The following is a 12188-nucleotide window of genomic DNA, read 5'->3' as shown; positions in this document are numbered from 1 at the left end:
CTCAGGCCGGCGGGCCGGCCGGACGGCGCGGCGTCGCCAGCACCCGGCCCACGGCGACCGCCGCGGCGACCACCCCGAGGCCGAGGAACGCGAGGGTGACCGCGCCGAGCCCGCCGGTGCCGACGGCGACCAGGTCGCCCTCGGGCCGCGGCATCGTGGCGCCGACCGCGACCACCAGCCAGGTGGCCGCCGGCAGCAGCGCGACCACGCGCGAGCCGGTGAGCCGGTGCGCGCCGGTGACCAGCAGGTAGTTGCCCGCGACGGCGGCCAGCACCGACAGGGGCAGCAGCACGCCGGCCACCCGCAGCGGCAGCCAGAAGACCTCGACCAGCGCCAGCCACCCGGCGGCCAGCACCGCCGCGAGCCCGGCGAGGACCAGCCCGGGGACCCGGCTCACGCGTCCAGACCGGCGAACAGGTCGTCCTCCCACCCGTGCGGCCCGTCCCCCGCGGGGCCGCGCCCGCCGCGCACCAGCCGGTAGTGCTCGACGCCGAGCACCTCCTGGCCGAAGTTGTTGGACAGCGCGAAGAACGGCCCGTCGACGGTGATCTGGGTGGCGTGCGCCCGCATGGCGGCGTCCTTGCGGGCGGCGTACCCGCGGCCGTCGACGGCGGCGGTCACCACCTCGTCGGGGACGGCGAAGGGGATGTCGTCGATCTCGCCGAGCTGCTGGAACGGCGAGGCCTCCCCCAGCGCGGCCATGGCCTCGGCGCCCTCGCGCAGCACCGACCGCGGCACGCAGGCCCAGTAGACCTTCGCGACGTCCCACGCCCCGCCCAGCTCCGGGCGCCAGGCGGCGTCGGCGGCGCGCTCGACGGCGGCCATCGCGACCCGGTGGGCCTGGATGTGGTCCGGGTGGCCGTAGCCGCCGTTCTCGTCGTAGGTGACCACGACCTGCGGCCGGACCGCCCGCACGACGGCGACCGCGTGGCCCACCGCCTCGTCGAGGTCGGCGTTCCAGAAGGCGCGGGGGTGGTCGTTGGCCGGCGTCCCCATCATCCCGGAGTCGCGGTAGCGGCCGGCCCCGCCGAGGAAGCGGCTGTCGGTGACGCCGAGGGCGGCCATGGCGGCGGCCAGCTCGCCGATCCGGTAGCCGCCGAGCTGGTCGGCCTGGTCGGGGGCCAGCTGCGCCAGCTCGGGCACGAGGACCTCGCCCTCCTCCCCCAGCGTGCAGGTGAGCAGCGTGACCTGCGCCCCCTCGGCGGCGTAGCGCGCCATCGTGGCGCCGTTGTTGATCGTCTCGTCGTCGGGGTGGGCGTGGACCAGGAGGATGCGGCGGTCGGCGGTCACGGGCGCACAGTCTCCCACCGGGCGTCCCGCCGCACGGACCTGCGCCCCTGGCGCGGGCCGCCGCCGGGACGGACGGTGCGGGCGTGGAGTACGGCGCCCACCTCCCCCTCGCCGACCGGGTTCGCGGCGGCCGGCGTGCAGCGGGTGCTGCTCTGGCCGCTGACCGACCCGGTGCGCCGGCTCGAGCTGCTCCGGGAGCGGGTGCTGCCGCTGGTCGGGACCCCGTGACGACGACGGCGCGGCGGCTCCCCCGGGAGGGAGCCACCGCGCCGTCGTCGCGATGCGGGAGGTGCTACTCGGCGTCGACCGGGACGACCACCCGGGCCTCGGCGAAGTGGCAGGCCGAGGGGTGGCCCTGACCGCGGTCGACCAGCGCCGGGGCCTCCTGAGCACAGATGTCCTGCGCCTTCCAGCAGCGGGTGCGGAACCGGCAGCCCGACGGCGGGTCGGCGGGGCTGGGGACGTCCCCCTGCAGCAGGATCCGGTCCTTCTGCCCGCGCAGGTGCGGCTCGTGCAGCGGCACCGAGGACAGCAGCGCCTGGGTGTAGGGGTGCGACGGCGAGGCGTAGACCTCCTCGTCGGTGCCCTCCTCCACGATGCTGCCCAGGTACATCACCGCGACCCTGTCGGAGATGTGCCGCACCACCGACAGGTCGTGCGCGATGAACAGGTAGGACAGGCCGAACTCGTCCTGCAGGTCCTCGAGCAGGTTGACCACCTGCGCCTGCACCGAGACGTCGAGCGCGGACACCGGCTCGTCGCAGACGATGACCTCCGGCTGCAGCGCCAGCGCCCGGGCGATGCCGATGCGCTGCCGCTGGCCGCCGGAGAACTGGTGCGGGTAGCGGTTGACGTAGTCGGGGTTGAGGCCGACGCGGTCGAGCAGCTCCTGCGTGCGCTTGAGCCGGCCCTTCCGCGGGGCGACGTCGTCGTGCACGGCCCAGCCCTCGGCGACGATGTCGCCGACGGTCATCCGCGGGTTCAGCGACGCGTACGGGTCCTGGAAGATGATCTGGACCTCGCGCCGGTAGTCCTTGAGCGCGCGGCCGCCCATGCGGGCGACGTCCTTGCCCTTGTAGAGGATCGACCCGGCGGTCGGCCGCTCCAGCGCCACGATCAGCTTCGACACCGTCGACTTGCCGCAACCCGACTCGCCCACCAGGCCCACGGTCTCGCCGCGGCGCAGGGTCAGGTCCACGCCGTCGACCGCGCGGACGTGGCCGATCGTGCGCTTGAAGACGACGCCCTGCGTCAGCGGGAAGTGCTTCTGCAACCCGCGGATCTCGAGCAGCGGCTCCCCCATCGCGCCCCGGGCACCCGACGGCGCGGGCTTCGTCAGGGACGCACCGCCCGGCGCCACCCCGGTGGACGGCGACGACTCCGACAGGGACGACGCCGCGGTGGCGCCGGACTCACTCGGCTGCGACACCGAGGACCTCCTCGCTGTAGTGGCAGGCCGCCTCGCGTCCCGGCACGACCAGCCGCAGCGGCGGGACGTCGGTGGCGCACTCCCGCCCCGGCGCGGCCGCCTGGCCGAGCCGGCGGTGCGGGCACCGCGGGTGGAACGGGCAGCCGCTGGGGATGTGCGCGAGGTTCGGGGGCTGGCCGGCGATCGGCTGCAGCCGCCCGCCCTTCGCCTCGACCTGCGGCACCGAGCCCATGAGCCCCTCGGTGTAGGGGTGCGAGGGGCGGGTGAAGACGTCGTCGACGGTACCCCGCTCGACGATCTCGCCGGCGTACATGACCGCGACGTTGTCCGCGACCTCGTTGACGACGCCGAGGTCGTGGGTGATGAGGATCAGCCCCATCCCCGTCTCGTCCTGCAGGTCCTTGAGCAGGTCCATGACCTGCGCCTGCACGGTGACGTCGAGGGCGGTGGTCGGCTCGTCGGCGATGAGGATCCGCGGGTCCAGGGCGATGGCCATGGCGATCATCACGCGCTGGCGCATGCCGCCGGAGAACTGGTGCGGGTAGTCGTCGACGCGGCGGGCCGCGGCCGGGATGCGCACCCGGTCCATGAGCTCGATGGCCCGCTTGCGGGCTTCCTTCTTGCCCATCCCCCGGTGCGCCCGGAACATCTCGCCGATCTGGAAGCCCACGCTGTACACGGGGTTCAGCGACGACAGGGCGTCCTGGAAGATCATCGAGATGCCGGGGCCGCGGATCTTCCGCTGGTCCTCGGCGGACATCTCCAGCATGTTCTTGCCCTGGAACCAGATGCCGCCGCCGGTGATGACCGCGGGCGGGGTCTCGAGGATCCCCATGATCGCCTGGGCCGACACGGACTTGCCGGAGCCGGACTCGCCGAGGATGGCCAGGGTCTCCCCTGCCGCCAGGCTGTAGCTCACGCCGTTGACGGCGTGCACCGTGCCCGCGCGGGTGCGGAACTCCACGTGCAGGTCGTCGACCTCGAGCAGGGGCGTGCCCTGCCCGGCGAGCTCCGCGGTCGGCTTGGTCAGGTCGAGGTTGGTCATGCGCGCTGCCTCGGGTCGAGGGCGTCGCGCAGGGCGTCACCCATCATCACGAACGCCATCACGGTCAGGGTCAGGATCAGGCTGGGGAACAGCACCAGGTGCGGTGCGGTGCGGATGGAGTCCTGCCCCGCCTCGATCTGCAGGCCCCAGGAGATCGCCGGCCGCTGCAGGCCGACGCCGAGGTAGGTCAGCGTCGCCTCCGCGGCGATGATCACGCCGATGGTGATCGTCGCGTAGACCAGCACCGGGGCGACCGCGTTGGGCAGGATGTGCCGCAGCAGGATGCGCCGGCTGCCCGCCCCCATGGCACGGGCGGCGGCCACGTAGTCGGAGCTCTTGACCGCGATGACCTGGGAGCGGACCAGCCGCATCGCCGTCATCCAGCCGAACAGCGCCAGGGCGATGGCCACCGCGCCGGGCCCGCGGCTGTTGATGACCGGGATGTCGGTCGAGGGGCCCACCCGCAGCAGCACCAGCGCGCCGAGGATGAGCGGCAGCGCGTAGAAGATGTCCGCGATCCGCGCGAGGATCCCGTCGGTCAGGCCGCCGTAGTAGCCGGCGATCGCCCCGACGATGACGCCGAGCAGCAGGATGACCAGCACGGCGATGACGCCGATGATCAGCGAGTTGCGGGCGCCGTAGACCACGTTGGCCAGGTAGTCGCAGCCCTGGGTGTCGAAGCCGAACCAGTGCTGCGCCGAGGGCCTGCCCCGGGAGTTGGACAGGTCGCAGGAGCGCGGGTCGGCCCCGCGCGCGAACACCTGCGGGAACAGCGCCATCAGGAGGAAGAACACACCGAGGACGGCACCGATCCAGAACAGCGGGTTGCGCCGCAGCTCGCCCCAGGCGTCGCTCCAGAGGCTGTTCTGCCGCTCCTTGGTGACGTCGACCGACGGGCTGGCGAGGCCGGTCGTGGTGCCGGCCTCCACCTCGTCCTTGCGCAGGTCGAGCTGCTGCTGGTCAGTCATAGCGGATCCTCGGGTCGAGGACGGCGTAGAGCACGTCCACGACCAGGTTGAAGAAGATGAAGAAGAACACCATCAGGGTGACGATGCCGACGACGACCGCGCCCTCCTGGGAGCGGATCGCGTTGAACACCTCCCGGCCGATGCCGGGCAGGTTGAACACCGTCTCGGTGACGATCGCCCCGCCCAGCAGCGTGCCGATGTCGGCGCCGATGAACGTGACGACCGGGATCAGGCTGTTGCGCAGCGTGTGCCGGACGATGACCGTCCGCTTGGGCAGGCCCTTGGCCCGCGCCGTGCGCACGTAGTCGGCGCGCAGGTTCTCCGCGAGGCTGGTGCGGGTCAGCCGGGCCACGTAGGCCAGCGACCCGGACGCGAGGACCAGGCCGGGCAGCAGGTAGCTGTAGAGCCCCTCGTTGGTCCCGGCGATGGGGAACCAGCCGAGCTTGAGGCCGAAGAGGAGCTGGGCGAAGAAGGCCAGCACCAGGATCGGGATCGAGACGATCAGCGTCGTCGAGACCAGCACCAGGTTGTCGAAGAAGCTGTTGCGCCGGATGCCGGCGAGCACACCGGCGACCAGGCCGATGAGGATCTCGAAGACGACCGCGGTGAGGGCGAGCTTGATCGTCACCGGCAGTGCGCGCTCGATGGTGTCGAGCACCGGCCGGCCGCGGAAGTCGGTGCCCAGGTCGCCCTGGAACAGGCTCTTCAGGTACTCCCAGTACTGGACGTACAGGGGGTCGTTGAGGTTGAACCGCTCACGCAGCTCGGCGATCACGGCGGGCGAGAGCGGACGGTCACCACCCAGTGCGCGGATGGGGTCGCCCGGCAGGGCGTAGACCATCGCGAAGATCAGGAACGAGGCGCCCAGCAGAACCGGGATGGTGAGCAGCAGGCGGCGCGCGACGTAGCGGCCCATGGTCCCCCTCGGGGTGTGTGCGCCGCCGGGTTCACGGCGGCGCCGGTGTCCATCGTGCCCGCAGGGCCGCACACGCGCCGCCGGGGGCGACCGTCCTGGTCGGACGGGCGCCCCCGGCGGGTGGTGCGGGTCCTGCGGGGTCGGGTCAGGCGTTGTTGACGGTGACCTCGGAGAGGACGATCCGCTGGAACAGGTCCAGGCGGACGTCGGAGACGTTCTCGGAGGTCACGGACTGGATCTCCGTGAAGAACATCGGCGCCATCGGCATCTCCTCGGCGATGATGTCCTCCGCCGCCTGGTAGTCCTCCACGCCGGCCTCCGGGCTCTCGGCCTGGTCACCCTGGGTGATCAGGCTCTCGACCTCGGGGTTGGTCCAGAAGGAGTAGTTCGAGCCGGCCGGGGCGAGCGACGAGGTCGTGAACAGCGGCGTCAGGTAGCTGTCCGGGGCCGGGTAGTCGAAGCTCCAGCCGTAGCGGAACGGACCGGTCCAGCCCTGCGACTCGCCCAGCGGCAGGTACTCGGCGAAGTCGAGGTTGCCCTGGAGGACGTACTCGACGCCGAGGTTCTCGCGCAGCTGGTTGCCCACGGCCTCCATCCACGCGTCGTGACCGGCGCCGGCGTTGAACCACAGGTCGACGGGCTGGCTGCGGTCGAAGCCGGCCTCGTCGAGCAGCTGGTTGGCCCGGTCGGCGTCGAGGGTGCAGTAGGTGCAGCTGCCCTCGCGGTAGCCGTCGACGACCGGCGGGATGAACGAGTCGGCCGGGGCGCGGGTGCCCTGGAAGATCGCCTCGGAGATCGCCTCCCGGTCGACGGCCATGGAGAACGCCTGGCGGACCCGCGGGTCGGCGAAGCGCTCGTCGTAGGTCGGGAACCCGATGTAGGTGATCTGCGAGGACTCGGTCTCGATGAACCGGTCGCCGAACTCGGACCGGGCCGACTCGATGACGTCCGGCGGGATGACGTCGACGATGTCGAGGTTGCCGGCCTGCACGTCGGTGTAGGCGGTGTTGACGTCGGCGTAGACGACGAAGTCGACGCCGTCGGCCTTCGCGGCGTCGTCGCCGGCGTAGTCCTCGTAGCGGGTCAGCGAGACACCCTGACCGGGGACGAAGTCCTCCTCCGCCTGGAACGGGCCGTTGCCGATCGGGCGGGTGCCGAAGCCCTCGGGGTCGTCGAAGAACGCCTGCGGCAGCGGGTAGAACGAGTTGTAGCCCACGACCGCCGGGAAGTTCGAGAACGGCGAGGACAGCGTCACCGTGAAGGTGAGGTCGTCGACGACCTGCAGGCCGCTCATCTGCTGGGCGGCCGGCTCGCCGGTCACGTTGCCGGCGTCGTCGGTCGGCGCCTGCAGGTCGGCGTAGCCCGCGATCCGCGACAGGTAGGACGCGGCGCCCTGGGCGTTCGGGCTGTAGGCGGTGTAGTTCCAGGCGTTGACGAAGGACTCGGCGTTGACCGGGCTCCCGTCGTGGAAGGTCCAGCCGTCCTTGAGCGTGACGGTCCAGGTGGTGTTGTCCTCGGACTCGATCGACTCGGCGACACCCGAGTAGTCGACGGAGCCGTCCTCGGCGTACTTCACCAGGCCGGTCCACAGCGCGTTGACGACCTGGTCACCCTCGGACTCCGTGGTGTTGCCCGGGACGAGCGGGTTCTCCGGCTCACCGATGTAGACGCTGAAGGTGCCGCCGCTCGCGCCGCCGCCACTGCCGCTGTCGCCGGAGCCGCTGTCGTCGCTGCCGCCGCCACAGGCGGACAGCAGGAGAGCGCCGGACAGGCCGACGGCGACGAGCGCCGACCGGCGCTTGCTCAACTTCACGTGTGATGCCTCCCTCGTCCCGCGTGCGCGGGGGGAACGGACTGGTATGCGAACGGGGACACTGCGCACCCGGGCGCCGGAGTCCTCCGGGTGGACACCACGGAACGGACCCGGTACGCCGTGGCGACCCTAGGCACCCCTGACGAGGACCGTCCACGTCCGCAACCGATTTGTGACCGAGGCTCACGACTCCTGTCACACCGCTGCAACGGCAGCGGTCGACAGGCCCGCGGACCGCAGGGCTTACGGTCCGCAGTCGCTCACCCCGGAGGACTTCCGCCGTACAGGCGAACTCGGTGTGGTCAGCCTACTCCCGGGTACTGCACCGCCATCCGAGAGGGAGGAGCCCACCGTGAGCGGCATCGACAAGCTGCAGAACAAGGCCCAGGAAGTGGCGGGCGAGGGCAAGGAGCGCGTCGGCGAGGCCACGGGCGACCGCGACCTGCAGGCCGAGGGCGCCAAGGACAAGGCCGCCGGCAACCTCAAGCAGGCCGGCGAGAAGGTCAAGGACGCCTTCAAGTGACGCGCTGACCCGCCTCGAACCAGGGGTGCCGTCCGGCACGGACGGCGCCCCTGGTGCGTCTAGAGCCGGGTGAGCAGGTCGCGGACCGCGGGCAGCAGGGGGCGGTCGGCGGCGATCCAGTCCAGGCCGTCGAGGTCGGCGGCGCCCACCCAGCGCAGCTCGCGGTGCTCGTGCGCGACCGGCTCGCCGGAGGCCAGCCGGGCCCACCAGACCCGCAGCGTCGAGGCGCCGGGCGCCCCGCCCGCCACCCGGCCGTCCAGCGGCACCTCGCCGAGGAACGCCTGAGGGGCGACGACGACCCCCATCTCCTCGGCGCACTCGCGGACCAGCGCCGCGACGTCGTCCTCCCCCGGCTCCACCTTGCCCCCGGGGAACTCCCACAGTCCTGCGAGCGGTCCCGACCCGCGCTGGGCGACCAGCACCCGGTCCCCCCGGACGACCGCCGCGCCGACCACCTGGACGACGTCGAGGGCGCGCACCGCGGCCGCGGCGGCGTAGCCGTCCAGGTGCCGGCGCATCGACCGCAGCACCCGCCGGCGCAGCACGGTCTGGTCGACCAGGCCGCCGAGCGCCCCGGGCAGGCCGGTGTCCCAGTCGACCTGCTCGTCGACGACGGTGCCGGCGCCGGTCGCGGTGAACCGGCGCTCGTGGGTGAGGCTGCGCCACCCCCGCCCCGGCCCGGCGGCGTACAGGTCGCGCACCGGGCGGACCGACTCGACCTCCTCCAGCGGGAACCGCCAGGGGCGGCCGAGGGCCCGGGCGACGTCGAAGGCGACGGTCAGCGGCGCCGCCACGACCGTGGTGAAGCGCAGCCGGTACACGCCGTCACCCTGGCAGACCGGGCAGGATGGGCCCGCGGGACCCGGCAGCAGGGGCCGCAGGGAGGAGCACCGTGCGCATCACCGCCCGGGTCGACTACGCCGTCCGCGCGGCCCTCGAGCTGGCCGCCGCGGCGCCGGGCGCGCTGACCTGCGACCGGATCGCCACCAACCAGGGCCTCCCCTCGCGCTTCCTGCAGGGGATCCTCGGCGACCTCCAGCACGCCCGGCTGGTCACCAGCCAGCGGGGCCGCGAGGGCGGGTACCGGCTGGCGCTGCCGCCGTCGGAGATCTCCATCGCCCGGGTCATGCGGGTGGAGCAGGGCTTCCTCGCCGAGGTGCACGGGCAGCGGCCCGAGGACGTCAGCTACCCCGGCGCCGCCGAGGAGCTGGCCAGCGTGTGGGTCGCCGCCCGCGCCGCCTACCGGCGGGTGCTGGAGGAGGTCACCCTCGCCGACGTCGTCGCGGGGAAGCTGCCCGGGTACGCGGCCGAGCTCGCCGCCGTCGAGAGCGCCTGGCGTTCGTTCGGCGACGACGCCCCCTGAGGACGACCGCGGCGGACGCCGCCCCTCGGGTCACACCGGCCGGGGCCGGACGTGTGCGACCATGGGGGCGTGACGGACCGCGGCAGCCTCCTCGTCGCGCGTCTGCACGTCGACCTCGCTCTCGTCAGCAGCGCCGCCTGTCGCGCCTCGCGCTGACCACCAGTCCTCCCCCGCGGCCCGGAGCCGCGACCCCGACCTGGCAGCGCCCTCCCGCGCGGGTGCAGACCGGCGCGGACGGCGCAGGAAGAAGTGCACCGTGTCCGCACCTCCCCGTCCGAGCAACCGGCCCGCGCGCCGTGACGCCCCTCAGCGCGGCCAGGGCCAGTGGGCGCTGGGCTACCGGGAGCCGCTGAACCCCAACGAGCGGATGAAGAAGGACTCCGACGGGCTCGAGGTCCGTCAGCGGATCCTCGACATCTACTCGCGGACCGGCTTCGACGGCATCGACCCCGGCGACCTCCGCGGCCGGATGCGCTGGATGGGCCTCTACACCCAGCGCGCCCCGGGCATCCCCGGCGGCAAGACCGCCGTGCTGGAGCCCGAGGAGCTCGAGGACTCCTACTTCATGATGCGGGTGCGCACCGACGGCGGGGCGCTGACCAGCGAGCAGCTGCGCACCCTCGGCGGCATCAGCACCGAGTTCGGCCGCGACGTCGCCGACGTCACCGACCGGCAGAACATCCAGTACCACTGGATCCGCATCGAGGACGTCCCCGAGATCTGGGACCGCCTCGAGGCCGTCGGCATGACCACGACCGAGGCCTGCGGCGACACCCCGCGCGGCATGCTCAACTGCCCGCTGGCCGGCGTCCTGGAGGACGAGGTCCTCGACGCCACCGACGTCATGGCGCAGACCGTCGCCCGGTACGTCGGCGACCCCGCGTTCAGCAACCTGCCGCGCAAGTGGAAGACGTCGATGTCCGGCTGCGTCGACCACTGCACCGAGCCCGAGATCGACGACGTCTCCTTCGTCGGCGTCGTCGGCCCCGACGGCGAGCCCGGTTACGACCTGTGGGTCGGCGGCGGCCTGTCGACCAACCCGATGTTCGCCCAGCGCGTCGGCGTCTTCGTCAAGCCGGAGGAGGTCACCGAGGTGTGGGCGGCCTGCACCTCGGTCTTCCGCGACTACGGCTACCGCCGGCAGCGCAACCGGGCCCGGATCAAGTTCCTCATGGCCGACTGGGGCCCGGAGCGGTTCCGCCAGGTGCTGCAGGACGAGTACCTGCACCGCGCACTGCCCGACGGCCCCGCGGCCGCGCCGCCGAAGAACGAGTCCCGCGACCACGTCGGCGTCGCGCGGCAGAAGGACGGCCGCAACGCCGTCGGCTTCGCGCTGCGCACCGGCCGGATCAGCGGGACGGTGCTCACCCGGATCGCCGACCTCGCGGACCAGTACGGCGCGGGCCGCATCCGGACGACGACCCAGCAGAAGATGGTCGTCCTCGACGTGCCGGACGAGCACGTGGAGGACCTGGTCGCCGCGCTCGCCGAGCACGACCTGCTGGTGCGCCCGAGCGCCTTCCGCCGCGGCACCATGGCCTGCACCGGCCTGGAGTTCTGCAAGCTCGCCATCGTCGAGACCAAGCAGCACGCCCAGGACCTGTACGCCGAGCTGGAGAAGCGGCTGCCCGGCTTCGACGAGCCGATCGGCATCAACGTCAACGGCTGCCCGAACAGCTGCGCCCGCTTCCAGACCGCCGACATCGGCTTCAAGGGCTCGATGGTCCGCGACGAGAGCGGCGAGATGGTCGAGGGCTTCCAGGTGCACCTGGGTGGCCACCTCGGCGTCGACGCCGCCTTCGGCCGGAAGTTCCGCGGCCACAAGGTGACCAAGGCCGAGACGGCGGACTACTGCGAGCGGGTGCTGCGCGGCTACCTGGAGCGGCGCGAGCCCGGCGAGCGGTTCGCCGCCTACGTGGCCCGCGCCGAGGAGAGCTGGCTGCTGTGAGCGAGGAGGCGGAGGACACGGGCGGCCGCGCGGGAAGGCAGCGCCAGCTGCCCGTGTTCCACTGCCCGTACTGCGGGGACGAGGAGCTGACCCCGCACGGGGACGGGGGCGAGTGGCACTGCGCCGCGTGCCTGCGGACCTTCACCGTCCGGCTCACCGGGACAGGAGTGCAGGCATGACGACCGCCGTCCGGCCCACGCCGGAGCTCGCCGCCGAGGCCGACGCCCGCTTCGAGGGCATCGCCGACCCCGTCGAGCAGGCCGTCGCCGTGCTGCGCTGGGCCGGGGAGACCTTCGGCGACGACTTCGCGATCACCTCGTCGATGGCCGACGGGCTGCTGGCGCACCTGGCCTCCCGGGCGGTGCCGGGCGTCAACGTGGTCTTCCTCGACACCGGCTACCACTTCGCCGAGACGATCGGCACGCGCGACTGGATCAGCAGCGTCCTGCCGATCACGCTCGTCAACGTGACGCCGCCGCGGACGGTGGCCGAGCAGGACGCCGAGCACGGCCCGGCGCTGCACGACCGCGACCCGGACCTGTGCTGCTCGCTGCGCAAGGTGCAGCCGCTGGCCACCGCGCTGGCCGGCTACGCCGCGTGGGGCTCGGGCGTCCGCCGCGACGAGGCCGCCACCCGCGCGGGCACGCGGGTCGTCGACTGGGACGCCAAGCGGGGCATGGTGAAGGTCAACCCGCTGGCCGCCTGGACGCAGGACGACGTCGACGCCTACATCGCCGAGCACCGGGTGCCGGTCAACCCGCTGCAGGAGATCGGGTACGCCTCGATCGGCTGCGCGCCGTGCACCCGCCCGGTCGCTCCGGGCGAGGACCCGCGCGCCGGGCGCTGGGCCGGCCGGGGCAAGACCGAGTGCGGCCTGCACCTGTAGGAGCATC

Annotated in this window: 14 protein-coding genes; 6 read left to right on the top strand and 8 right to left on the bottom strand. The window is 72.9% G+C overall.

What is annotated here, in order from left to right; genetic code table 11:
• Position 1: 1 nt before the first annotated feature.
• Both ACI8AA_RS06495 and mshB read right to left on the bottom strand, forming a co-directional pair.
• Positions 2–397, bottom strand: coding sequence for a hypothetical protein (locus tag ACI8AA_RS06495; RefSeq protein ID WP_457043679.1), 396 nt, complete (start codon positions 395–397; stop codon positions 2–4).
• Positions 394–1290 carry an N-acetyl-1-D-myo-inositol-2-amino-2-deoxy-alpha-D-glucopyranoside deacetylase gene (gene mshB, locus ACI8AA_RS06490; RefSeq protein WP_457043678.1) on the bottom strand — a complete coding sequence of 299 codons (897 nt, stop codon included), beginning with the start codon at positions 1288–1290 and terminating at the stop codon, positions 394–396. Before mshB ends, ACI8AA_RS06495 begins: the two co-directional genes overlap by 4 nt.
• Before the next feature lie 75 nt (positions 1291–1365).
• Here mshB and ACI8AA_RS06485 point away from each other — a divergent pair, with 75 nt between their 5' ends.
• A complete protein-coding gene (locus ACI8AA_RS06485; RefSeq protein WP_457043677.1) occupies positions 1366–1518 on the top strand; it encodes a hypothetical protein in 153 nt (50 codons plus the stop codon).
• 64 nt (positions 1519–1582) lie between these two features.
• Here the strand turns inward: ACI8AA_RS06485 and ACI8AA_RS06480 are convergent, their stop codons facing one another.
• From ACI8AA_RS06480 to ACI8AA_RS06460, 5 genes are all read right to left on the bottom strand, one after another.
• The gene (locus ACI8AA_RS06480) at positions 1583–2719 is read right to left on the bottom strand and encodes an ABC transporter ATP-binding protein (RefSeq protein WP_457043676.1); all 1137 of its coding nucleotides are present in this window, start codon (positions 2717–2719) and stop codon (positions 1583–1585) included.
• The gene (locus ACI8AA_RS06475) at positions 2703–3764 is read right to left on the bottom strand and encodes an ABC transporter ATP-binding protein (protein ID WP_457043675.1); all 1062 of its coding nucleotides are present in this window, start codon (positions 3762–3764) and stop codon (positions 2703–2705) included. The genes ACI8AA_RS06480 and ACI8AA_RS06475 overlap by 17 nt, the downstream gene beginning before the upstream one ends.
• Complete coding sequence (locus tag ACI8AA_RS06470; RefSeq protein ID WP_457043674.1) at positions 3761–4732, bottom strand: ABC transporter permease; 972 nt, start codon at positions 4730–4732, stop codon at positions 3761–3763. Before ACI8AA_RS06470 ends, ACI8AA_RS06475 begins: the two co-directional genes overlap by 4 nt.
• Entirely contained in the window at positions 4725–5648 is a 924-nt protein-coding gene (locus ACI8AA_RS06465) for an ABC transporter permease (RefSeq protein ID WP_457043673.1), read from the bottom strand. The genes ACI8AA_RS06470 and ACI8AA_RS06465 overlap by 8 nt, the downstream gene beginning before the upstream one ends.
• A 145-nt stretch (positions 5649–5793) precedes the next feature.
• Positions 5794–7461 (bottom strand): peptide ABC transporter substrate-binding protein, encoded by a 1668-nt coding sequence (locus ACI8AA_RS06460; RefSeq protein ID WP_457043672.1) that lies wholly within the window; start codon positions 7459–7461, stop codon positions 5794–5796.
• A gap of 352 nt (positions 7462–7813) precedes the next feature.
• On the opposite strand from ACI8AA_RS06460, the gene ACI8AA_RS06455 reads away from it, so the two are divergent.
• Positions 7814–7984 (top strand): CsbD family protein, encoded by a 171-nt coding sequence (locus tag ACI8AA_RS06455; RefSeq protein WP_457043671.1) that lies wholly within the window; start codon positions 7814–7816, stop codon positions 7982–7984.
• A 59-nt stretch (positions 7985–8043) separates the two neighbouring features.
• Here the strand turns inward: ACI8AA_RS06455 and ACI8AA_RS06450 are convergent, their stop codons facing one another.
• Positions 8044–8805: a (deoxy)nucleoside triphosphate pyrophosphohydrolase gene (locus ACI8AA_RS06450; protein WP_457043670.1), complete on the bottom strand. Its 762-nt coding sequence runs from the start codon at positions 8803–8805 to the stop codon at positions 8044–8046.
• A 71-nt stretch (positions 8806–8876) separates the two neighbouring features.
• On the opposite strand from ACI8AA_RS06450, the gene ACI8AA_RS06445 reads away from it, so the two are divergent.
• The 4 genes from ACI8AA_RS06445 (at position 8877) to ACI8AA_RS06430 (ending at position 12181) form a co-directional block, all read left to right on the top strand.
• Positions 8877–9347 carry an RrF2 family transcriptional regulator gene (locus ACI8AA_RS06445; RefSeq protein WP_457043669.1) on the top strand — a complete coding sequence of 157 codons (471 nt, stop codon included), beginning with the start codon at positions 8877–8879 and terminating at the stop codon, positions 9345–9347.
• A 256-nt stretch (positions 9348–9603) separates the two neighbouring features.
• Positions 9604–11295 (top strand): nitrite/sulfite reductase, encoded by a 1692-nt coding sequence (locus ACI8AA_RS06440; protein ID WP_457043668.1) that lies wholly within the window; start codon positions 9604–9606, stop codon positions 11293–11295.
• On the top strand, positions 11292–11474 hold the full coding sequence (locus ACI8AA_RS06435) for a hypothetical protein (RefSeq protein ID WP_456937400.1): 183 nt from the start codon (positions 11292–11294) through the stop codon (positions 11472–11474). Before ACI8AA_RS06440 ends, ACI8AA_RS06435 begins: the two co-directional genes overlap by 4 nt.
• Positions 11471–12181 (top strand): phosphoadenylyl-sulfate reductase, encoded by a 711-nt coding sequence (locus tag ACI8AA_RS06430; protein WP_457043667.1) that lies wholly within the window; start codon positions 11471–11473, stop codon positions 12179–12181. Before ACI8AA_RS06435 ends, ACI8AA_RS06430 begins: the two co-directional genes overlap by 4 nt.
• Positions 12182–12188 lie beyond the last annotated feature (7 nt).

This window comes from Geodermatophilus sp. SYSU D01180 (genome assembly GCF_054050415.1).
Note: the sequence above shows the minus strand (reverse complement) of the source record. Positions and strands in the feature narration are given on the sequence as shown.

Excerpts from the sequence above, each read along its gene's own strand:
- ACI8AA_RS06475 (WP_457043675.1), bottom strand. The coding sequence starts at position 3,764 with ATGACCAACCTCGACCTGACCAAGCCGACCGCGGAGCTCGCCGGGCAG.
- ACI8AA_RS06470 (WP_457043674.1), bottom strand. The coding sequence starts at position 4,732 with ATGACTGACCAGCAGCAGCTCGACCTGCGCAAGGACGAGGTGGAGGCC.
- ACI8AA_RS06465 (WP_457043673.1), bottom strand. The coding sequence starts at position 5,648 with ATGGGCCGCTACGTCGCGCGCCGCCTGCTGCTCACCATCCCGGTTCTG.
- ACI8AA_RS06430 (WP_457043667.1), top strand. The coding sequence starts at position 11,471 with ATGACGACCGCCGTCCGGCCCACGCCGGAGCTCGCCGCCGAGGCCGAC.